The sequence below is a fragment of the Kitasatospora sp. NPDC088346 genome, assembly GCF_044740765.1.
GTDB lineage: Bacteria > Actinomycetota > Actinomycetes > Streptomycetales > Streptomycetaceae > Kitasatospora.
On record NZ_JBIURH010000011.1, the window covers coordinates 78738 to 97199 of the forward strand.

The window sequence follows — 18462 nt, forward strand, 5'->3', positions numbered from 1 at the left end:
GCGGCAGGGGCCTTGCGGGTGGGGCCGGAGGGGCGCTTCAATCAGTTAGGAAAGTTTCCTAACTCGTTCTGTGGGTTCCTCCATGCCCGCAGCCGGCCGACGGAGCGTCACATGGCATCTCGACACCGCACCACCCGTACCGCGTTGGCGATCGTCCTCGCCGCCGTCCCGCTCGCGGCCGCCACCGCGGGCATCGGCCACGCCGCAGAGACCTCGGTGGTCTCGGTGGCGGGTGTGGGGCTGGACGACGCCCACAAGAAGGACATCGCGATGCAGCTGGTGTCCAGCGCGGAGAACTCCTCGCTGGACTGGAAGGCGCAGTACAAGTACATCGAGGACATCGGTGACGGGCGCGGCTACACCGCCGGGATCATCGGCTTCTGCTCGGGCACCGGCGACATGCTCGACCTGGTCGAGCACTACACGGACCTCAAGCCCGGCAACGTCCTCGCCAAGTACCTGCCGGCGCTGCGCAAGGTGAACGGCTCGGAGTCGCACGCGGGCCTCGGCACGGCGTTCGAGAAGGACTGGGCGGCCGCCGCCAAGGACACCGTCTTCCAGCGCGCCCAGAACGACGAGCGCGACCGCGTGTACTTCGACCCGGCGGTGCAGCAGGCCAAGGCGGACGGGCTGCGTGCGCTCGGGCAGTTCGTCTACTACGACGCGATCGTCATGCACGGCCCGGGCACCGACTCCGACAGCTTCGGCGGGATCCGCAAGGCCGCGCTCAAGAAGGCCAAGTCGCCGGCGCAGGGCGGCGACGAGACGGCGTACCTGAAGGCCTTCCTGGACGCCCGCAAGGTGGTCATGAAGAAGGAGGAGGCGCACGCCGACACCAGCAGGGTCGACACCGAGCAACTGGTCTTCCTCAACGCGAAGAACTTCGACCTCAACCCGCCGCTCAAGTGGAAGGTCTACGGCGACCCGTACAGCATCAACAGCTGACCCCCGGTTCCCGTCCGGCCCGGACCGCCGGGCCGGACGGCAGCCGTCACCGCCGCACAAATCGCACGACAGTACGTCAGGCGGCTGATACCGTTCCGGACGTGGCGAAACTCAACCAGATCATCGCGGTCGAAAAGGGCGTCAAGTCCAAGTCCTTCCAGGAGCTCACGCAGGCCCATCACGGCCTGCAGAAGCCGGCCCTGCTGGCGGGCATCTCCCGCACCTACCAGCCCAAGGACGAGGAGGGCGAGCAGCTCCCGCCCGAGTCGACCCGGGTCCAGGTCAAGGCCGAGGACATCCTGCGGGCCACCGCCACCTCGCTCACCCGGCTGTTCGACGTCACCGCGACCAAGGACTGGGCCAACTGCTCGGCCCGGGCCGACGTGGTCGTCGACGGGCGCCCGCTGATCAAGGACGTGCCGGTCACCTACCTGCTCTTCCTGGAGAAGCAGCTCGCCGACCTGTACACCTTCGTGCGCAAGCTGCCGGTGCTGGACGCCTCCGAGGCGTGGAACCTCGACCCGTCCACCGACGCCTGGAAGACCGACGCCGTCCGCACCATCCGGACCAAGAAGGTGCCGCGCAACCACGTCAAGGCCGAGGCGACCGAGAAGCACCCGGCGCAGGTCGAGGTGTACTACGAGGACGTCCCGGTCGGGTACTGGACCACGGTGAAGTTCTCCGGCGCGCTCCCGGCCCGGCGGGTGAACGAGCTGGTCGAGCGGGTCGAGAAGCTCCAGCAGGCCGTGCAGTTCGCCCGCGAGGAGGCCAACGGCGCCGAGATCACCGACCGGCGCGCCGGCGACGCCGTCTTCGGCTACCTGTTCGGGTAGTCTTCTGATCGCCCCTCGTGAGAGCGAAGGGGTGCGCTGGCAACAGCGCAAGCTGACACTGATGTTGAAGCTGACACAGGGGTAACGGTGGAGGTTCGAATCCTCCCCCCGGCACCACGCGCCGGGGTGGCCCAAGCGGAAGAGGCAGCCCCTTGAAACTCAGACTCTCGCTCCAGTCTCAGTATTCGCCACCGAGCGCCGGATCGACCGGGCGCGGACCGAAGCGTCGGATGCGGGTTCAAGTCCCGCCTGTGCCTCTCCTCCTGGCACGGTAGTTCAAAGGCAGAACACGGCACTGTCAGAATGATCCGCTGCTCTTAAACGTGCCGGCGCGAACACTTGGGTGGCACCTCAGGGGCCCGGGAGCCGGATACCGCTCCCGGGTCCCGTCACGTTCCCGGCCGCTCGCCAGGAGCCTGCGGCCCGCGCACCGGGGCCCGGTCCGGCCGATCCCTCACTGCGGCCCGTGCGTGCCCAGCCAGGCCGACCAGGTGGTGTCGCCGCGGCGCCCGTGCGGCGCGGTCATCATGTGCCCGGCCCGCATCAGACCGGCCGGCGCGGGCAGGTTCAGCACCCGGCGGTGCCTGCCGCGGGCCCACTGCCACTGGTCGACCAGCTCGCCCAGGGTCAGCACCTCGGGCCCGGCGAAGTCCTCGCACCGCCCCGCCGGACCGCCGGCCACGCACGCGGCGACGTACGCCGCGAAGTCCGCCGAGTCCACCGGCTGCGTCGGCATCCGGGTGGGCAGCGGCAGCACCGGCAGCCGGGCGGCCCGGCCCAGCATCCGGTCCAGCAGCCAGTGGAACTGGGTGGCCCGCAGGATCGACCACGGCACCTCGGACTCCCGCACCAGCTCCTCGGCGGTGAGCTTCAGCCGCAGGTACGGCCCGCGCGGCCGGTCCACGCCCACGATCGAGACGTACGCCAGGTGCTCGACCCGCTCCCGGGCGGCCGCCTCCAGCAGCCGCCGGGTCCCGTCCACGTCCACCTCCGGCGGGCTGCGCCACAGGTCCGCCGGTCGCGGGTAGCCGCGCTGCGCGGCCGGGGAGTACGTCGCCGCGTGCACCACGGCCGACACCCCCGACACCGCCTCGGCGACCCCGGCGCCGGTGGCGAGGTCGCCCCGGACCCACTCCACGCCCTCGTCGTCCCCCGGCGACCTGGCCAGCACCCGCACCCGGTGGGTGGCCCCCAACCGGGCCACCACGTCCCGGCCCAGGTGCCCGGTCCCGCCCGTGACCAGCACGATGTCCATCGCCGCCACCTCCAGCCGGTGAGACGGCCTCCCTACGAGACTCCCACCACCTCGAGGGCCGCGTCGACCGGACGGCCGCGAACGGCCCGGCGCGGACCGAGGTCCGGGCCGGGCCGCCGCCCCGCGTACGCGCCCTGGGTCAGGCCGTCACGGTGTAGTCGTAGAAGCCGCGGCCGGACTTGCGGCCCAGCAGGCCCGCGTCGACCATCCGGGAGAGCAGCGGGGGAGCGGCGTACAGCGGCTCCTTGTACTCCTCGTACATCGACTCGGCGATCGAGACGATGGTGTCGAGACCGATCAGGTCGCACAGCCGCAGCGGGCCCATCGGGTGGGCGCAGCCGGCCTCCATGCCCTTGTCGATGTCGGACGCGGTGGCGACCCCGGTCTCGAACATCCGGACGGCGGAGAGCAGGTACGGCACCAGCAGGGCGTTGACCACGAAGCCGGCCCGGTCGCGGGCGCGGATCGGCTCCTTGCCCAGCGACTGGACGGCGAACTCCTCGATCCGGGCGGTGGTCTCGGCGGAGGTGGTCAGCGTCGGGATGACCTCGACCAGCTTCTGCACCGGCGCCGGGTTGAAGAAGTGCAGGCCGATGACCTGCTCCGGACGGGAGGTGGCGGCGGCCAGCTTCACGATCGGGATGGAGGAGGTGTTGGAGGCCAGGATCGCGTCCCGGCGCTGCACGACCTGGTCCAGGGTCTGGAAGATCTGGACCTTGATGTCCTCGCGCTCGGCGACGGCCTCGACCACCAGGTCGCGGTCGGCGAAGTCGGCGAGGTCGGTGGTGAAGGAGAGCCGGGCCAGGGCCTCGTCCCGCTGCTCCTCGCTCAGCTTGCCGCGCTTGACCGCGGTCTCCAGGGAGTTGGTCAGCCGGGTACGGCCGAGCTCAAGGGCCTCGCCGCTGGCCTCGGAGACCAGGACGTCCAGGCCGGAGCGGGCGAAGACCTCGGCGATGCCCGACCCCATCAGGCCGCAGCCGATCACTCCGACGCGCGCGATGTCACTCACTCAGTTGCCCTTCACGGTGGTGCTGGGGGTGACCCAGCCGGCTGCTCTGCGGACGGAGCACCGGGTGTTGTGGCCCGGTGTGCCGCCCGGACGACGGTACTACCTGGCTTAACGCACGTTCACCTCCGGGCGCTCCCGGGTGCCCGGCCGGGTCCGCTGAGCCGTCCGGGTGATGCGCCCGCGGCCCCGGGTGTGCTCCCCCGAACGGCGTCCGGGCGGGGCGAGAATGCGGGCAGACCCGAGGAGGCACAGGGATGGCGACGGGATCGCTGGTCGGCCAGGTGGCGCTGGTCACCGGGGCGGGGCGCGGGATCGGGCGGGAGATCTCGGTCGGGCTGGCCGCCGAGGGCATGGCGGTCGGTCTGCTCGGGCGCAGCCACGACGCGCTGATCGACACCCTCCGGGAGTGCGTCCGCCACGGTGCCCGCGGCGTCGCCGTCACCGCCGACGTGACCCGGCCGGGCGCCGTCCGGGAGGCGGTCCGCGCGGTCGAGCGCGACCTCGGCCCGGTGGACCTGCTGGTCAACAACGCGGGCCTGGTCGACCCGGTCGAGGCGCCGATCTGGGAGACCGACCCGACCCAGTGGTGGCAGGTGGTGGAGACCAACCTGCGCGGCCCGTACAACCTGCTGCGCAGCGTGCTGCCGGGGATGGTGTCGCGCCGCCGCGGCCGCGTGGTCAACCTCAACTCCGGCTTCGCCCTGCGCCCGGACGGCCGCTACACGGCGTACGCCACCTCCAAGGGCGCACTGCTGCGGCTCTCCGACAACATCGCCGACTCGGTCGGCGCGCACGGGGTGGTGGTGCTGGACATCAGCCCCGGGGCGGTCGCCACGGACATGACCGCCGGGATGCCGATGTTCGCGGACATGAAGGAGTGGGGCTCCCTCCCGTACGTGGTGGCCGTCGCGGTGGACGCCGCCCGCGGCCGGTTCGACGCCCTGCACGGGCGGTTCGTCCACGCCGGCCGGGACAACCTGGAGCAGTTGGTCGCCCGCGCCGAGGAGATCCGCGCGGCCGACGCCCGGACACTGCGGCTGCGCCCGTACGGGGACGACGACCCGCTCGGCTGAGCGGCCGCGGGACGTCAGCTGCAGAGCTGGCTCGCCGTCACCGCCGTCAGGCCGCGGGCGTCGAGGCCGGCCAGGATCGCGGGGAGGGCGTCGGCGGTGCCGCGGTGCCCGAGGTGCAGGGCCACCACCGAGCCGGCGGTGGCGGCGCCCAGCACCCGGCGCTGCACCAGGTCGGCCCCGGGGTCGGCGTAGTCGCGCGGGTCGACGTCGAAGGACAGGCAGTGTTCGTAGCCGACCAGCCGGGCCTGCTCGCGCACGGTCGCGGTGGCGTACTGCGCGGAGGACGGCCGGAACCAGCGGCCGATCGAGCCGGTCAGCCGCAGCAGCCGGTCGGCGCACTCGGCGATCTCGGCGTGGGCCTGGGCGGCCGGCAGGGCGCAGATGTTGCGGTGGTTCTGGGTGTGGTTGCCCAGTTCGTGGCCGCCGTCGAGGATCCGGCGGGCCATCTGCGGCTGCTCGTCCAGCCAGCTGCCGACCACCAGCACGGTCAGCCGGGTGCCGTGCTGCTCGGCCGTCCGCAGCACGGCCTCGGCGATCGCGGGGTCGCCCTGCCCGTGGAAGGTGAGCGCGAGCTGCGGGCGGGTGCGCGGGCCGGTGACCACCTCCGCCGGGGTGCCGGCGGCCAGCGGCGGCAGGGCGGGCAGCGGGTTCGCGACGGCGGTCGGTCCGGCCGGCGGGCTGTCCGAGGAGCCCGCCGAGGGGCTGCCGGAGGCGGTCGGCCGGACGGGTCCGAGCCGGGCCACGGGAGTGACCCGGCCCGGCCCGGTGCGATCGCCGCCGCAGGCGGTGAGCATCGCCGAACCCGCGGTCAGCCCCGCCAGCCGCGCGGTCGCCCGCAGCACGGTGCGTCGGTCGAGTGTCATCGGGCGCCAGCCTAGACAGCGTCGCCGCAGGCGGCGACCGCACGGGTGCCCGGGGCAGCCTCAGCCGGCGGCCGGCTCCTTCGCCGCCTGCGCCTGGGCCTGGGCCTGCTGCCAGGCCCGGTGGACGGCCTGCACCCGGTCCCACAGCCCGGCCCGCTCGGCCGGTCCGACGTCGTCGAGCGCGAGCCCGAAGCGGCTGTCCAGGACGTCGAACCACTCCTCGGCGGAGCCGAGTTCGCGGACCTGCCGGCCCGCCTCGTCCAGTCGGATCAGGACCAGGCCGCGCAGCATCTCGAAGCCGTCGGCGTGCCGGCGCTGGACGACGGCCGCGCGGACGAACGGGGAGTCCGCAGCGGTGGACAGCCGCTCGTGCTGGGCGGCGAAGTCGGCCGGTGCGGCGGGTTCGAGCGAGAAGTCCATGCCGAGGAAGGAGCCGCGCGGGTCGTGCTGGAGCCGCCAGCCGCCGGGCACCGCCTCGGAGGGCGCCATCCGGTAGTCCAACCGGGCCTGGTGGTAGCTGCCTTCGCGCAGCGGCAGCGGCTCGTACAGGCCGTCGCCGAGCGCGACGTCGACGAGCAGCCGTTCGCCCTCGCACAGGACGGTGAGCGCCAGGTGGTTGCCGTCGGCGCCCGGCGGCTGCTCGGCCGGCGGGGTGTGCACCCCGGCCAGGTGCCAGCTGACCTGGTACCCGAGGGCGTCGAGCAGGGCGGAGAACGCCCCGTTGAGGTGGTAGCAGTACCCGCCGCGGCCGCGCAGGATCCGGTCGATCGACTCCTCGGGGTCGATCGAGGTCGGCCGTCCCAGCTGTATCTCCAGGTTCTCGTACGGCACGTGCTCGACGTGCGCGCGGTGCAGGCGCCGCAGGGCGTCCGGGCCGGGCGCACCGGGGTGCGGCAGGCGGAGGCGGTGCAGATAGCGTTCGACGGTCTCACGAGTGATCACGTGATGGCAGCCTAGTGGCCATGACTGACGGTGTGTTGGATCTTCGACCGATTCCCGAACGTGCGAGCGACCTGCTGGCGCGGGCGGGTGCCCAGCCTCGGCTGCGCGCGCACCTGGAGCTGGTCCACGACGTGGCCGTCCGCCTGCTCGACGGCATCGGCGCGCACTGGCCGCAGCTGGTGCTCGACCGGCCGGGCGTGCTGTTCGGGGCGGCCACCCACGACATCGGCAAGGTCCGCCACCCCGAGGAGCTGACCGGCCCGGGGCACGCCCACGAGGAGGCCGGGTACCGGCTGCTGCTCGAACTCGGCGTCCCGGAGGGGGAGGCGCGCTACGCCCGCACCCACGCCTCCTGGACGCTGCCGGGGATCGGCCTGGAGGAACTGCTGGTCAGCCTGGCCGACCAGGTCTGGAAGAACAGTCGCCGGCCCGACCTGGAGGACCTGGTGGTGTCCCGGCTGGCCGTGGCCTGCGGTCGGGAGCCGTGGGAGGTCTTCCTGCCCCTGGACGACCTGCTCGCGGCCCTCGGTGCCGACGCCGACCGGCGGTTGGCCCACCAGTCGGCGTTCGGACTCACCGCGCGCAGCGGCTGACCGGGCGCACCGGCCGACCGCTGGGAACGACCCACCGCGGGGAACGACCCACCGCGCGAACGGCTACCCGGCCGCCGGGCAGCGGGTGTCCGCGGCCGGGCGGCGGCCGGTGACCAGGAAGTCCGTCACCAGCGCGTCGCCGCAGGCGTTGCCGTTGGCGAGGTAGGCGTCGTGCCCGCCGGAGTCCACCGCGACCATCCGGGCCCGGCCGCCGAAGGCCTGCCGCAGCTTCAGCGCGCCCGCGTACGGGGTGGCGGGGTCGCGCAGGTTCTGCACCAGGAGGACGTTCGACGGCCCGTGGGAGGTCACCACCACCGGCGGCTCGGCGGGCTGCGGCCATAAGGCGCACGGCATGACGTTGACCGGCATGCCCGCCGTCAGCGGGTGCGCGGCGCGCTCCTCGGCGACCGCCCGGGCGTAGCCGCCGGCCGGGCGCGGCCAGGCCACGTCGTTGCACAGGGTGCCGACCGAGACCGCGACGGTGTTCTGCAGGACCGCCTCCGGCGGGCCCTGCACGGCGGGCATCGGGCGGCTGCCGAGCCCGGCCAGGACCAGCCGGGCCAGTACGGGGAAGCGCTCGTCGTCGTACAGGGCGTCGACCATGGTCTGGCGCAGCACGTTGCCGTCCAGGACGGCCGGGTTGGCCCCGGGCCAGGGCAGCGGCTCGCGGTCCAGCCGGGCGGCGAGGTCGAGGAGGAGCGGCCGGACCTCCGCCGCGGTGGCGGCGAGCCGGTCCGGGTTGCCGGGCGCGGCGGCCCAGGCGGCGAAGTCCGGGAAACGGTCCTCGACGCCGGTGCCGTACGCGGCCAGCCAGCCGCGGCCGACCTTCGCCGGGTCGGGGTCGTCGTTGCTGTCCAGCAGGATCCGGTCGGTGTGCTGCGGGAACATGCTCGCGTAGACCGCGCCGGCGTAGGTGCCGTAGGAGACGCCCCAGGCGGAGATCCGGCGCTCGCCGAGGGCCTGGCGGATCCGGTCGAGGTCGCGGGCCTCGTTGGCGGTGGAGATCGAGCGCAGCACCGGCCCGCCGTTGTGCAGGCAGGTCTCGGCGATCCGGCGGGCGGTGGCGGTGTTCCGGTCGACCGAGCCGTCCGCGGCGGGCCACGGACGCAGCCGCACCATGGCCAGGTCCTCGTGCGCCAGTCCGCAGTCGACGGGCGTGCTGCGCCCCACTCCGCGCGGGTCGAAGCCGATCAGGTCGTAGCGGTCGCGGACCTCCTGCGGCAGCTTGCCGAGCACGGCGGACGGGGTGTTCAGCCCGGTGCCGCCGGGTCCGCCGGGGATCAACACCAGGCTGCCCCGGCGCAGTTCGGGGTTGGCGCTGGCGATCCGGGAGACCGCGAGGTCGATCCGCTGCCCGCCGGGGTGCCGGTAGTCGAGCGGGACGGAGACGGTGGCGCACTGCTGCTGCGGGGCGCCGCCGCCGGCGCAGCCGCCCCAGACCAGCGGCTCGGTGCGGGGTGCAGCCGGCGCGGCCTGCGAGGCGGGGGCGGTGACGGCGAGGACGGCGGTGGCGGCGGTGAGCAGGGCCGCCGTGCGGTTGATGATTCCCATGCGGAGAAGTCTGTTCGGGCCGGCGGCCCGATCCCATGGGGGCGGCGGGCCGGTCCGGGGTGGGGAGTTCCCCACCTCCGGATCACCGGGCCGCCGGTGACTCCGCCGTTTCGGGGCACAACGACGCTTCCGAGGAGGGTTTCTGACGGATCATCAGTCCGACGCAGACGCCGAGCCCGACCAGCGCGCTGCCGAGCAGCTCGCCCGGGTGCAGCCCGCCGGTGCCGAGCGCGGCCCCGGACAGTGCGGCCGTCACCGGGATCAGGCCGGCGAACAGCCCGGCCCGCTCCGGGCCGAGCCGGCCGAGTGCGGTGTACCAGAGCAGGAAGGCGACCACGGTCAGCAGGACCGCGAGGTAGAGCAGCGCGGCCGCCTCCCCGGGCGTCGGGACCCGCAGCATCCGGCGGCCCTCCACGACCAGGCCGGCCAGGGCGAACATCGGCACGGCGAGCGCCGTCGTGTACGCGGACACCCGCACCGGGCCCAGCCGGGGCAGCAGGTCGACCGCGAGCAGCGAGAACGCGGCCTCGCAGGCCAGCGTGCCGAGCGCGAGGAGGAAGCCGAGCGGATCGCCGGGCCCGAACCCCTGGGTCACCGCGGCGCCCGCCACCACCACCGCGGCGGCGCCGAGCAGCCGGGCCTGCGGTCGGCGGCGGGCCAGCAGCGGCCCCAGCACGGCCAGCAGCAGCGGAGTGCAGCCGACGACGCTCCCGACCGCCGCCGGGTCGGTCCGCCGCAGGGCCTGGATCAGCAGCACGTTGAAGGCGAACAGCCCGGTGGCGGCCAGCAGCCCGAGCCGGGCCAACTCGCCGCGGTCCGGTCGGGGCCGCAGCGGGCCGCCGCGCCGGGCGAGCGGCAGCAGCAGGGCGGCGGCCAGCAGGTAGCGCAGGGCCTGCCCGCCGTACAGCGGGTAGTCGGTCAGGCCGGCGGTGGCGCCGGTGGAGCAGCCGAGCACGGTCATGGCGGCGGCGGCGCGGACTCCGCCGGAGGCGGTGGGGGAGAGCGGCATGTCTGGCACGCTAGAAGCAGAAGTGGTCCGCCGGACAGGACCACTTGCCATGCTGGATGGAGGACCACTGTGGCGGAGCTGCTCGTCCCGGTCGACCACGCGCTGGGCGACCTCACCGGTCAGCTGACCCGAGGCCTGCGCACGGCCGTGCGCGACGGCCGGCTGGTCGCCGGTGCCCGGCTGCCGGCCACCCGCGCCCTGGCGGCCCAACTCGGGCTCTCCCGCGGGGTGGTGGTGGAGGCGTACGCGCAACTGGTCGCCGAGGGCTACCTGGTGGGCGCGCACGGATCCGGCACCCGGGTCGCCCCCGGGGTCGAGACGCCCGGCCCGGCCCGCCCGGCCGAGCCCCCGGAGCCGGTGCCCGACCACGACCTGAAGCCGGGCACCCCCGACCTGGCGGCCTTCCCCCGCGCGGCCTGGCTCGCCGCCACCCGGCGCGCCCTCGCCGCCGCCCCGCACGGCAGGCTCGGCTACGGCGACCCGGCCGGCCTGCCGGAACTGCGGGCCGAACTCGCCGGCTACCTCGGTCGGGTCCGCGCGGCGGCCGCCGGCCCGGGCGAGCCGGTGGTGGTCGACGGCGTGGCCCAGGGCCTGGCCCTGCTGATCCGGGTCCTGGCCGCCCGGGGGCACCGGCGGTACGCCGTCGAGGACCCGTGCTCGCCCGGCACCCTCGCCCTGCTGCGCGCGTACGGCGTCGAGCCGGTCGGCGTCCCGGTCGACGGCGACGGGCTGGACGTGCCGGCGCTGGCCGCCACCGGCGCCACGGTGGTCCTGGTCACCCCGGCCCACCAGTACCCCACCGGCGTGGTGCTGGCGCCCCGCCGCAGGGCCGAACTGCTCCGGTGGGCGCGGTCGAACGACGCGTTGGTGATCGAGGACGACTACGACGCCGAGTTCCGCTACGACCGCGAACCGGTCGGCTGCCTCCAGGGCCTCGCCCCGGACCACGTCGTGCACCTCGGCTCGCTCAGCAAGTCCCTCGCGCCCGGCCTGCGGCTCGGCTGGGCCGTCCTCCCGGCGCCGCTGGCCGGGGAGTTCGTCGAGGCCAAACGCTACGCCGACCTCGGCACCGGGGTGATCGAGCAACTGACCTTCGCCGAACTGCTCGCCGGCGGCGGCTTCGACCGGCACCTGCGGACCGTCCGGGCCGGCTACCGGCGGCGCCGGGACGCCCTGGTGACCGCGCTGCGCGCCCACCTGCCCGCGGCCCGGGTGCACGGCGTCGCGGCCGGCCTCCACCTGTACCTCGAACTCCCGCCCGGCAGCCGGGAGGAGGCCGTCACGGCCGGGGCCGTCGCCCGCGGCGTCCGGGTCGAACCGGTCGCCCCGATGCGGTTGAGCCCCGGCCCCGCGGCCCTGGCCCTCGGCTACGGAGGCCTCCCCGAACGCCGGCTGGTCCGCGCCGCCGAGCTCCTGGCGCAGGCCGTCCACGACACCTGATCCCGGGGCCCTGCGGCCGGGATCGCCACCGGCGGCGGCCCCGGCTGCCGGGTTCGGAGCCGACGACCATCTCCGCCCCGCTCGCCGTGGGGCCGGGCCGGCCGGGCCGGCGTTCAGGTCCCGCAGCGGGACCGCGTCACACCGTGAGGTCCGCCCGGTAGGGACGCTCGCCGACGACGCAGTGGTAGCACCGCGCGGTGACCCCGTCGTGGTTGTACCAGTCGTGAGCGCCGCAGTCGCCCGTGCCCTTGCCCGCCAGCCCGAGGTCGAGGAGGAACCAGGACAGGCGCCGACGGATCTCCGTGCGCCACCGGTATCGGCCCGTTCGCGTCATCCCCGGAGGGTATCGCGGGTGGTCCCGCGGCCCGACGACGGCGGTGGCGGTGGTCGTGGTGACGGCCGGCCGGCCGGCCGTGCGGGACGGGCCCGGTCAGGTCAGCTCGTCGGCCAGCAGGTCCATCAGCAGGCCGTCGTGCCAACTCCCGTCCGCCCCGCGCTCGTAGCGCCGCATCACGCCGACCGGGCGGAAGCCGACCTTGCGGTAGCAGGCGATGGCGGCGGCGTTGTCGGCGGCCGGGTCGATCACCAGGCGGTGATGGCCCAGGTCGGTCAGCAGGTGGCGGGCGAGGGTGCGGACGGCGTCGGCGCCGAGGCCCCGGCCGTGCACCGCGGGGTCGAGGTAGATGTCGATCCCCGCGTGCCGGTAGTCCGGTTCCTCCTCGGTGTACCACTGGACCGCCCCGACCACCCGGCCGCCGTACTCGACGGCGAGGGTCGGGGTGTCGGGATCGGCGAGTTCCTCGGCGACCTCGGCCGCCAGGTCGGGCCCGCCGCGCCAGCGCTCGTACACCTCGGGCGTGGCGCGGACGGCGGCCAGGGCCGGGATGTCCGCCGCGGTGGCGGGCCGCAGGGTCAGGGCGTGGCCGTGCAGGGTCGGCCGAACGGTGTCCATGGGCCCGACGCTAGTCCTATCCGGCCAGCCACGGGTTGGCGTCGGCGAGGTCGACGGTCTTGAGCACCACCACGGTCACCAGGACCGCCAGGGTGGCCGCCAGTCCGGTCACCTGCACGACGGTGCGCTGCTTCGCCGGGGCGAAGGCCAGCACCGCGCCGGTGGCGAGACCGGTCAGCAGGCCGCCCAGGTGGCCCTGCCAGGAGGTGATGCCGGCCGAGACGACCAGCCAGATCACCAGGCTGACCATCTGCCGGTTGCCGCCGAGCGGGTCGTGGTGCAGCCGCCGGCTCAGCACGAAGTACGCGGAGGTGAGACCGAAGATCGCCCCGGAGGCGCCGACGGCCGCACCGGTCGGGTCCAGCAGGTAGACCAGGGCCGATCCGCCCAGCGCGGACAGCAGGTAGACGGCCAGGTACCGGACGGCGCCCAGGCGCTCCTCGACGACCCGGCCGATCACCCACAGCGAGAACATGTTCATCAGGATGTGGGCGATCCCGAACCGCCCCTCGGTGGGCGGCTGGTGCAGGAACGCCGAGGTGATCAGCCGGTACCACTCGCCGTCCGCGACCCCCACCGCCCGGAAGTCGGACGGCAGCACGAAGCCGTGGAAGAGGTAGTAGCCGCCGTCCGGGCCGATCACCGCGAGCCCGCGCATCGCGAAGTCGTCGATCACCGTCGACTTCGCCAGCTCCGCGAGGTAGGCCAGCACGTTCAGGACGATCAGCCCGTACGTGACGTAGGGCGCGCCGCCCACCCGGCCGCCGAACTGCGTCCGGGCCTGCCGCATGCCCTGGTTGCCGGCTTTGACGCACTCCGGGCACTGGTAGCCGACCGCGGCCTCGCGCATGCAGTCCGGGCAGATGTAGCGGTCGCACCGGGTGCACCGCACGTGGGACTCCCGCGAGGTGTGCCGGTAGCAGACCGGGTCCGGCCGGGCCTCGGGGGTCTGCGGGGTGTCGGCGGGCTGGGTGGCGTCCATGGGAGGCGGTGTTCTCCGTCGTGTGCGGGCGGCTGATCTGCGGTGTCGGCGAACAAACTAGCGAATGACCCGCGGCGGCGGCAGCCCGGCGTCCCACCGCCCGGCCTGACGTCCCGACCCCTGACGTCCCGTCCGGCCCGCCGCCGCGCGCCCCACCGCGATCGGGCCCGGCCCGGCGTACCGTGCGGTTGCGGTGGCGGAGCCGAGCGGCGCGAGGAGGCGGCGGTGTACGTCCTGGTGTACGAGTACGAGGTGGCCGAGGAGCAGCGGTCCCGCTTCGAGGAGGTGTACGGCGCCGCGGGCGCGTGGGCCGGGCTGTTCCGCCGCGGCCGCGGGTACCTCGGCACCGACCTGTACGAACGGGTCGGCGGCGGCCGCTACCTGCTGCTGGACCGCTGGGCCGACGAGGCGGCGTACCGGGCGTTCCAGGAGGCGTTCGGCGAGGAGTACCGCGACCTCGCCGGGCGGACCCGCGACCACTACCGGACCGAGACCCGGCTCGGCGTCGTCCCGGACGGCCCGGGGCTCGGCCACGGCGTCCCGCGGCCCTGAACCGCCGGCCCCCGGCTCGGCTAGCCTGAGGGCACGATGAACCGTTTCACGACGCCCTGGGGCGAGCTCGACCTCACCCGTTTCCCCGAGGACCCCCGCGACCAGCTGCGCGCCTGGGACGCCGCCGACGACTACCTGCTGCGCCACCTCGCCGGGACGGACGACGGACCGCCCACCGACCTGACCGGCACTGTCGTCGTGGTCGGCGACCGCTGGGGCGCGCTGGCCACCGCGCTGGCCGCCCACCGGCCGGTGCAGATCAGCGACTCGCACCTCGGCCAGCAGGCCACCCGCGCCAACCTGCGGCGCAGCGGCGCAGACCCGGACGCCGTCCGGCTGCTGTCGACCCGGGACGAGGTGCCCGGACGGATCGACGTGCTGCTGGTCCGGGTGCCCAAGAGCCTGGCCCTGCTGGAGGACCAGCTGCACCGCCTGGCTCCGGCCGTCCACCCGGGCACGGTGGTGGTCGGCACCGGCATGGTCACCGAGATCCACACTTCCACGCTGAACCTGTTCGAGCGGATCCTCGGGCCGACCCGCACCTCCCTGGCGGTCCGCAAGGCCCGGCTGATCCACTGCACCCCGGACCCGAAGCCCGCCCCGACGGCCAACCCCTGGCCGCACAGCTACCCGCTGCCCGCCGGCATCGGCCCGCTCTCCGGACGGACCGTCACCAACCACGCGGGCACCTTCTGCGCCGAGCGCCTCGACATCGGCACCAGGTTCTTCCTCCAGCACCTCCCGCAGCACCGCGGCCCGCTGGACGTGGTGGACCTCGGCTGCGGCAACGGCGTGGTCGGGACGGCCGCGGCGCTGGCCAACCCCGAGGCCCGGCTGCTGTTCGTCGACGAGTCCCACCAGGCGGTGGCCTCCGCGGAGGCCACCTTCCGGGCCAACACCGACTCCGTCGCGGCGGCGGAGTTCCGGGTCGGCGACGGCCTGTCGGGCGTCGCGCGCGGCTCGGTGGACGTGGTGCTCAACAACCCGCCCTTCCACAGCCACCAGGCGACCACGGACTCCACCGCCCGGCGGATGTTCCTCGGCGCCCGCGACGTGCTGCGCCCCGGTGGCGAGCTCTGGGTGGTCGGCAACCGTCACCTGGGCTACCACGTGAAGCTGCGGCGCGTCTTCGGCAACTGCGAGGTCGTCGCGAGCAATCCGAAGTTCGTCGTCCTGCGCGCCGTACGGACCTGACCGGTGACCACGGTGCTCCGCCCCGGGCGCGCCGCCGGCGCGGTGGTGGGATCGGCGGTGGGCGACGCCCTCGGTGCGCCCTTCGAGTTCGGTGCGGCCGGGGTGTTCTCCGGACGTTTCCCCGCCGCGGGCGGCGAGATGTGCGGGGGCGGCGGCTGGGCCCCGGGCGAGGCCACCGACGACACGCAGATGGCGGTCCACCTGGCGGAGTCCCTGCTGGAGCGCGGCGGGCTCGACCTGCCGGACGTGTTCGCCCGCTTCCAGCGGTGGGCCGCGGCGGACCCGAAGGACATCGGGATCCAGACCGAGTCCGTGCTGACCGGCGGGATGCCCTGGGACCTCGCCGCGGACCTCCACTTCCAGAGCACCCTCCGGGCCGCCGGCAACGGCTCGCTGATGCGGGCCACCACCTCCGCCGTCCGCTTCGCCCGGTCCGGCCGGGCGGCGACCATGGACGCCGCCCGCCGGATCGCCGCGCTCACCCACGGTGACCGTGCCGCGTGGGAGGGCACCGCCGTCTTCCACGAGCTGGTCCGGGTCGCACTGGACGGCGCGGACCCGCTCGCGGCCCTGCCGTCCGTGCTGGAGGACGTCCATCCCGAGCACCGCGGCCGGTACGCGGTGGTGCTGGCGCCCGACTGGCACCCGGGCCTGGCGACCGAGTTCAACGGCGCCGTCTGGCCGTGCCTCGGTTCGGCGGTGTGGGCCGTGCGGACCACCGGCTCCTTCGAGGACGCCCTGCGGGCGGCGGTGGACCTCGGCGGGGACACCGACACCGTGGCCGCCGTGACCGGCGGTCTCGCGGGGGCGGTGTACGGGCTCGGCGCCGTGCCCGCCCGGTGGACCGGGCCGCTGCACGTCCCGCTGCCGGGTTCGGGCGGCCGGGTGCTGCGCCTGCCCGAGCTGCTGGAGCTGGCCGACCGCCTGGAGCGGGTCTGAGCCGGCCCAGGTCGACGCCGCGGGCCCCGGCAACCCCCTCCCAGGTGCATACTTAGGGTACCCTTACATGTGGGTTCTTGCATGAATGTTCCGTGCTGCGTATATTCATGCCAAGTTCGAGAGAGGAACGCCATGGCATTGCGAGTCGCCGTCGCCGGCGCGAGTGGGTACGCGGGTGGCGAGGTGCTGCGCCTGCTGCTCGGCCACCCGGAGATCGAGATCGGGGCGCTGACCGGAGGCTCCAACGCCGGGGCGCGATTCGGCGGGCTGCAACCGCACCTGCTCCCGCTGGCGGACCGGGTGCTGGAGCCGACCACCCCCGAGGTGCTCGCCGGGCACGACATCGTCTTCCTCGGCCTGCCGCACGGCCAGTCCGCCGCCGTCGCCGAGGCCCTCGGCGAGGACGTGCTGGTCGTCGACTGCGGCGCGGACTTCCGGCTGAAGGACGCCGCCACCTGGGAGCGGTTCTACGGCTCCCCGCACGCCGGCACCTGGCCGTACGGCCTGCCCGAGCTGCCCGGCCACCGGGCCGCGCTCAAGGGCAGTCGGCGGATCGCCGTCCCGGGCTGCTACCCGACGGCCGTCTCGCTGGCGCTCTTCCCGGCGTACGCGGCCCGGCTCGCCGAGCCCGAGGCCGTCGTCGTGGCGGCCTCCGGCACCTCCGGCGCGGGCAAGGCGGCCAAGGCGCACCTGCTCGGCAGCGAGGTGATGGGCTCGATGAGCCCGTACGGCGTCGGCGGCGGCCACCGGCACACCCCGGAGATGGCGCAGAACCTCGGCCCGGTCGCGGGGGAGGAGATCACCGTCTCGTTCACCCCGACGCTCGCCCCGATGCCCCGCGGCATCCTGGCCACCTGCAGCGCCAAGGCCCGTCCCGGCACCACCGCCGCCTCGCTGCGCGCCGCGTACGCCGAGGCGTTCGCGGGCGAGCCCTTCGTCCACCTGCTGCCCGAGGGGCAGTGGCCGCAGACCAGCTCGGTCTACGGCTCCAACGCCGCGCTGGTCCAGGTCGCCCTGGACGAGCACGCCGGGCGGATCATCGCGATCAGCGCGATCGACAACCTGGTGAAGGGCACCGCCGGCGGCGCGGTGCAGAGCATGAACATCGCCCTCGGCCTCCCCGAGGAGCTGGGCCTTCCGCTGAACGGAGTCGCACCGTGACCGACAGTCAGAACGTGGGCGTGACGGCAGCGAAGGGCTTCCGCGCCGCCGGGGTCACCGCCGGCATCAAGGCCTCCGGGACCCCGGACCTCGCGCTGGTCGTCAACGACGGCCCGTCGTTCGCCGCGGCCGGTGTCTTCACCTCCAACCGCATCAAGGCCGCGCCGGTGCGCTGGTCCGAGCAGGTGCTGAAGGCCGGCCGGCTCGCCGCCGTCGTCCTCAACTCCGGTGGCGCCAACGCCTGTACCGGACCGCTCGGGTTCCAGGACACCCACGCCACCGCCGAGAAGGTGGCCGAGCAGCTGGACACCGGCGCGGGCGAGGTGGCGGTCTGCTCCACCGGCCTGATCGGCGAGCGGCTGCCGATGGACATCCTGCTGCCGGGCGTCGAGCAGGCCGTGGCGGCCCTCAGCGCGGACGGCGGCCGGTCCGCCGCGATCGCCATCAAGACCACCGACACCGTGCACAAGACCGCCGAGGTCACCAGCCCGGCGGGCTGGACGGTCGGCGGGATGGCCAAGGGCGCGGGCATGCTCGCCCCGGGCCTGGCCACCATGCTGGTGGTGATCACCACGGACGCCGCCGTCGAGGCCCCGGCGCTGGACGCCGCGCTGCGCGCCGGCACCCGCACCACCTTCGACCGGATCGACTCCGACGGCTGCATGTCGACCAACGACACCGTGCTGCTGCTCGCCTCCGGCGCCTCCGGCACCGTGCCGGACGAGGTCGAGTTCGCCGAGGCCGTCCGGGCCGTCTCGGCCGACCTGGCCCGCCAGCTGATCGGCGACGCCGAGGGGGCCAGCAAGGACATCCGGATCGACATCGTGAACGCCGCCACCGAGGAGGAGGCCGTCGAGGTCGCCCGCACGGTGGCCCGCAACAACCTCCTCAAGTGCGCCATCCACGGCGAGGACCCGAACTGGGGGCGGGTGCTGGCCGCGATCGGCACCACCTCCGCCGCCTTCGACCCCGACCGGCTGGACGTCGCGATCAACGGCGTCTGGGTGTGCCGTGACGGTAGCGTCGGCGAGGACCGCGACCTGGTCTCGATGAAGGACCGCGAGGTGGTCATCACCGCGGACCTCAAGGCCGGTCCGGCCGCGGTCAGCGTCTGGACCAACGACCTGACCGCCGACTACGTGCACGAGAACAGCGCCTACTCGACCTGA

At 74.5% G+C, this 18462-nt stretch carries 19 protein-coding genes; 10 read left to right on the forward strand and 9 right to left on the reverse strand.

The genetic code is table 11. The annotated features are described in order from the left end of the window. The first annotated feature begins 111 nt into the window (after positions 1 to 111). Together ACIOFR_RS17115 and ACIOFR_RS17120 are read left to right on the forward strand one after the other, a co-directional pair. Positions 112 to 945 carry a chitosanase gene (locus ACIOFR_RS17115; RefSeq protein ID WP_400997607.1) on the forward strand — a complete coding sequence of 278 codons (834 nt, stop codon included), beginning with the start codon at positions 112 to 114 and terminating at the stop codon, positions 943 to 945. 101 nt (positions 946 to 1046) lie between these two features. After that, the gene (locus tag ACIOFR_RS17120) at positions 1047 to 1778 is read left to right on the forward strand and encodes a hypothetical protein (protein WP_400997610.1); all 732 of its coding nucleotides are present in this window, start codon (positions 1047 to 1049) and stop codon (positions 1776 to 1778) included. Between the two features lie 454 nt (positions 1779 to 2232). On the opposite strand, the gene ACIOFR_RS17125 is transcribed toward ACIOFR_RS17120, so the two are convergent. Next, positions 2233 to 3033: an SDR family oxidoreductase gene (locus tag ACIOFR_RS17125; RefSeq protein WP_400997613.1), complete on the reverse strand. Its 801-nt coding sequence runs from the start codon at positions 3031 to 3033 to the stop codon at positions 2233 to 2235. Positions 3034 to 3172: 139 nt separating this feature from the next. Next, complete coding sequence (locus ACIOFR_RS17130; RefSeq protein ID WP_400997616.1) at positions 3173 to 4042, reverse strand: 3-hydroxybutyryl-CoA dehydrogenase; 870 nt, start codon at positions 4040 to 4042, stop codon at positions 3173 to 3175. A 254-nt stretch (positions 4043 to 4296) separates the two neighbouring features. Here ACIOFR_RS17130 and ACIOFR_RS17135 point away from each other — a divergent pair, with 254 nt between their 5' ends. Further along, complete coding sequence (locus ACIOFR_RS17135; protein ID WP_400997619.1) at positions 4297 to 5115, forward strand: SDR family NAD(P)-dependent oxidoreductase; 819 nt, start codon at positions 4297 to 4299, stop codon at positions 5113 to 5115. A gap of 14 nt (positions 5116 to 5129) precedes the next feature. Here the strand turns inward: ACIOFR_RS17135 and ACIOFR_RS17140 are convergent, their stop codons facing one another. Next, positions 5130 to 5978, reverse strand: coding sequence for a polysaccharide deacetylase family protein (locus tag ACIOFR_RS17140; RefSeq protein WP_400997622.1), 849 nt, complete (start codon positions 5976 to 5978; stop codon positions 5130 to 5132). A 60-nt stretch (positions 5979 to 6038) separates the two neighbouring features. Then, positions 6039 to 6920 (reverse strand): arylamine N-acetyltransferase, encoded by an 882-nt coding sequence (locus ACIOFR_RS17145; protein ID WP_400997625.1) that lies wholly within the window; start codon positions 6918 to 6920, stop codon positions 6039 to 6041. A 20-nt stretch (positions 6921 to 6940) separates the two neighbouring features. On the opposite strand from ACIOFR_RS17145, the gene ACIOFR_RS17150 reads away from it, so the two are divergent. Then, positions 6941 to 7513 carry an HD domain-containing protein gene (locus tag ACIOFR_RS17150; protein WP_400997628.1) on the forward strand — a complete coding sequence of 191 codons (573 nt, stop codon included), beginning with the start codon at positions 6941 to 6943 and terminating at the stop codon, positions 7511 to 7513. Between the two features lie 63 nt (positions 7514 to 7576). Here the strand turns inward: ACIOFR_RS17150 and ACIOFR_RS17155 are convergent, their stop codons facing one another. Together ACIOFR_RS17155 and ACIOFR_RS17160 are read right to left on the reverse strand one after the other, a co-directional pair. Continuing rightward, a complete protein-coding gene (locus tag ACIOFR_RS17155; protein ID WP_400997631.1) occupies positions 7577 to 9064 on the reverse strand; it encodes an alpha/beta hydrolase in 1488 nt (495 codons plus the stop codon). Between the two features lie 82 nt (positions 9065 to 9146). Then, the gene (locus tag ACIOFR_RS17160) at positions 9147 to 10073 is read right to left on the reverse strand and encodes an EamA family transporter (RefSeq protein ID WP_400997634.1); all 927 of its coding nucleotides are present in this window, start codon (positions 10071 to 10073) and stop codon (positions 9147 to 9149) included. 69 nt (positions 10074 to 10142) lie between these two features. On the opposite strand from ACIOFR_RS17160, the gene ACIOFR_RS17165 reads away from it, so the two are divergent. Beyond that, the gene (locus tag ACIOFR_RS17165) at positions 10143 to 11513 is read left to right on the forward strand and encodes a PLP-dependent aminotransferase family protein (RefSeq protein ID WP_400997637.1); all 1371 of its coding nucleotides are present in this window, start codon (positions 10143 to 10145) and stop codon (positions 11511 to 11513) included. Positions 11514 to 11649: 136 nt separating this feature from the next. Here ACIOFR_RS17165 and ACIOFR_RS17170 read toward each other — a convergent pair whose 3' ends face one another. The 3 genes from ACIOFR_RS17170 to ACIOFR_RS17180 form a co-directional block, all read right to left on the reverse strand. Further along, positions 11650 to 11847 carry a hypothetical protein gene (locus ACIOFR_RS17170; protein ID WP_400997640.1) on the reverse strand — a complete coding sequence of 66 codons (198 nt, stop codon included), beginning with the start codon at positions 11845 to 11847 and terminating at the stop codon, positions 11650 to 11652. Between the two features lie 96 nt (positions 11848 to 11943). Then, positions 11944 to 12465 carry a GNAT family N-acetyltransferase gene (locus tag ACIOFR_RS17175; RefSeq protein WP_400997643.1) on the reverse strand — a complete coding sequence of 174 codons (522 nt, stop codon included), beginning with the start codon at positions 12463 to 12465 and terminating at the stop codon, positions 11944 to 11946. A 16-nt stretch (positions 12466 to 12481) separates the two neighbouring features. Next, the gene (locus tag ACIOFR_RS17180; protein WP_400997646.1) at positions 12482 to 13447 is read right to left on the reverse strand and encodes a rhomboid family intramembrane serine protease; all 966 of its coding nucleotides are present in this window, start codon (positions 13445 to 13447) and stop codon (positions 12482 to 12484) included. A 225-nt stretch (positions 13448 to 13672) separates the two neighbouring features. On the opposite strand from ACIOFR_RS17180, the gene ACIOFR_RS17185 reads away from it, so the two are divergent. The 5 genes from ACIOFR_RS17185 (at position 13673) to argJ (ending at position 18462) form a co-directional block, all read left to right on the forward strand. Continuing rightward, entirely contained in the window at positions 13673 to 13999 is a 327-nt protein-coding gene (locus ACIOFR_RS17185; RefSeq protein WP_400997649.1) for an antibiotic biosynthesis monooxygenase family protein, read from the forward strand. Between the two features lie 36 nt (positions 14000 to 14035). Then, positions 14036 to 15193: a methyltransferase gene (locus ACIOFR_RS17190; protein WP_400997652.1), complete on the forward strand. Its 1158-nt coding sequence runs from the start codon at positions 14036 to 14038 to the stop codon at positions 15191 to 15193. Positions 15194 to 15205: 12 nt separating this feature from the next. Beyond that, a complete protein-coding gene (locus ACIOFR_RS17195; protein WP_400997984.1) occupies positions 15206 to 16132 on the forward strand; it encodes an ADP-ribosylglycohydrolase family protein in 927 nt (308 codons plus the stop codon). A 132-nt stretch (positions 16133 to 16264) separates the two neighbouring features. Next, positions 16265 to 17293 (forward strand): N-acetyl-gamma-glutamyl-phosphate reductase, encoded by a 1029-nt coding sequence (argC, locus tag ACIOFR_RS17200; protein WP_400997655.1) that lies wholly within the window; start codon positions 16265 to 16267, stop codon positions 17291 to 17293. Positions 17294 to 17307: 14 nt separating this feature from the next. After that, complete coding sequence (gene argJ, locus ACIOFR_RS17205) at positions 17308 to 18462, forward strand: bifunctional glutamate N-acetyltransferase/amino-acid acetyltransferase ArgJ (RefSeq protein ID WP_400997987.1); 1155 nt, start codon at positions 17308 to 17310, stop codon at positions 18460 to 18462.

Bases quoted from the DNA above. Each gene is read 5' to 3' on its own strand.
- ACIOFR_RS17115 (WP_400997607.1), top strand. From the start codon at position 112: ATGGCATCTCGACACCGCACCACCCGTACCGCGTTGGCGATCGTCCTC.
- ACIOFR_RS17125 (WP_400997613.1), bottom strand. From the start codon at position 3,033: ATGGACATCGTGCTGGTCACGGGCGGGACCGGGCACCTGGGCCGGGAC.
- ACIOFR_RS17135 (WP_400997619.1), top strand. From the start codon at position 4,297: ATGGCGACGGGATCGCTGGTCGGCCAGGTGGCGCTGGTCACCGGGGCG.
- ACIOFR_RS17140 (WP_400997622.1), bottom strand. From the start codon at position 5,978: ATGACACTCGACCGACGCACCGTGCTGCGGGCGACCGCGCGGCTGGCG.
- ACIOFR_RS17150 (WP_400997628.1), top strand. From the start codon at position 6,941: ATGACTGACGGTGTGTTGGATCTTCGACCGATTCCCGAACGTGCGAGC.
- ACIOFR_RS17155 (WP_400997631.1), bottom strand. From the start codon at position 9,064: ATGGGAATCATCAACCGCACGGCGGCCCTGCTCACCGCCGCCACCGCC.
- ACIOFR_RS17160 (WP_400997634.1), bottom strand. From the start codon at position 10,073: ATGCCGCTCTCCCCCACCGCCTCCGGCGGAGTCCGCGCCGCCGCCGCC.
- ACIOFR_RS17170 (WP_400997640.1), bottom strand. From the start codon at position 11,847: ATGACGCGAACGGGCCGATACCGGTGGCGCACGGAGATCCGTCGGCGC.
- ACIOFR_RS17175 (WP_400997643.1), bottom strand. From the start codon at position 12,465: ATGGACACCGTTCGGCCGACCCTGCACGGCCACGCCCTGACCCTGCGG.
- ACIOFR_RS17180 (WP_400997646.1), bottom strand. From the start codon at position 13,447: ATGGACGCCACCCAGCCCGCCGACACCCCGCAGACCCCCGAGGCCCGG.
- ACIOFR_RS17190 (WP_400997652.1), top strand. From the start codon at position 14,036: ATGAACCGTTTCACGACGCCCTGGGGCGAGCTCGACCTCACCCGTTTC.
- argC (WP_400997655.1), top strand. From the start codon at position 16,265: ATGGCATTGCGAGTCGCCGTCGCCGGCGCGAGTGGGTACGCGGGTGGC.